Source organism: Thiolapillus sp. (assembly GCF_048562965.1).
Classification (GTDB): domain Bacteria; phylum Pseudomonadota; class Gammaproteobacteria; order Chromatiales; family Chromatiaceae; genus Thiolapillus; species Thiolapillus brandeum_A.
Map to the genome: position 1 here is coordinate 1 of NZ_JBHNMF010000777.1, position 1,389 is coordinate 1,389.

Annotated in this window: 1 protein-coding gene; it reads right to left on the bottom strand. The window is 47.2% G+C overall.

Annotation, left to right across the window (positions count from 1 at the left end):
- Nucleotides 1–115: 115 nt before the first annotated feature.
- Nucleotides 116–556, bottom strand: a complete 441-nt coding sequence (locus ACOCD2_RS20005; RefSeq protein ID WP_293681028.1) for an RNase H family protein — start codon at nt 554–556, stop codon at nt 116–118.
- Nucleotides 557–1,389: the final 833 nt, after the last annotated feature.

A 1,389-nucleotide genomic window follows, 5' to 3' on the forward strand; every position in this document is an offset into this window, starting at 1 on the left:
AGCACGCCAAGAAAAAATAAAAGACAATATAGTTCGCTTAGCTTCTTTTATTTGGTTTTATTGAAGCATATTTTTGTGGCCCTTCCTTTGCGCCTGCTGGTAGCGTCTCATCTCCTCACCACTTGCGATCGTCCGTAATGACTGCGTTACGTGCGAGCCAGTCCGCTTGTTCATTTCCCTTCACACCAGCGTGTGCAGGACAGTACATCCACATGAGACTTTCGAGGTGGATGTGTTGCATTGCTTGAAACCAGTCCGGGCTTCCTCTCCCCTGGTTCGCTTTTGAAATGAGATTCAATGAATCTGTTAGTATTATTGCCCGCCGTGTGGTCTGGCTGTACCTGTTGGAGGCAAGCCAGCGGAGAGCGTTGGAAATGGCGACTTTTTCCATTGTTAGGCTTGATGTGGAGCCCTTGAAGGCGGCGCTGTCTTCGTGGATGGTGGTCGCACCTTTCTTCACACAAAAACCCCAGCCTGACTTCCATCTCCTGACGGATCCATCAGTGTAAAGTGTCAGATCGTGAGGTTGGCTGTGGTTTTGAATAATACGCGCCACCTTCAAATCAGCCTTTCCTGCGGGCCATTTTCGACAGTGTCTTCCCAAATCGTTTTTTGGGAGGGTCTTAAAGAGGTGTCGAAATCGGTGCGGGCACACTTGCCATTGATCGGTTGGTTCGACTTCCGCGTGATGCCTGTACGCCTTCATATTGTCCCCGTGTGCATTTGTCATATCCGTAGGTGAATGCACAATTTGATATAGACTTCTGATTTGGATTTGTTTAAATATCGGCAAAGCGCAAGACCTTAAGGGATCCTCTGTGATCGGAGGGATTCCACGTCGTTTGATGGTCAAAGATGGAGGTTGTGGCGACGAGAGAAATCAGAAGGCACAATTTGATATACACACTTCTGATTTGTATTTGTTTAAATATTGCCAAAGCACAAGAGCTTAAGAGAGAAGGGGCAGGGTCAGTTGAACCCTCAATTTGTGGGGATCTCTCAGTGGAACCGTCATTTAAGAGAAGGGACAAGGTCAGCTGAACCCTCAATTTGAGGGGATCTCGCAGTTGAACCGTCATTCACAGAGAAGGGGCAGGGTCAGTTGAACCCTCAATTTGTGGGGATCTCTCAGTGGAACCGTCATTCAAAGCACGCCAAGAGAGAGAGAGAGAGAGAGAGAGAGAGAGAAAGAAAGACAATAAGAGAGAAGGGACAAGGTCAGCTGAATCCTCAGTTTGAGGGGATCTCTCAGTTGAACCGTCATTCACAGCACGCCAAGAAAAAATAAAAGACAATATAGTTCGCTTAGCTTCTTTTATTTGGTTTTATTGAAGCATATTTTTGTGGCCCTTCCTTTGCGCCTGCTGGTAGCGTCTCATCTCCTCACCA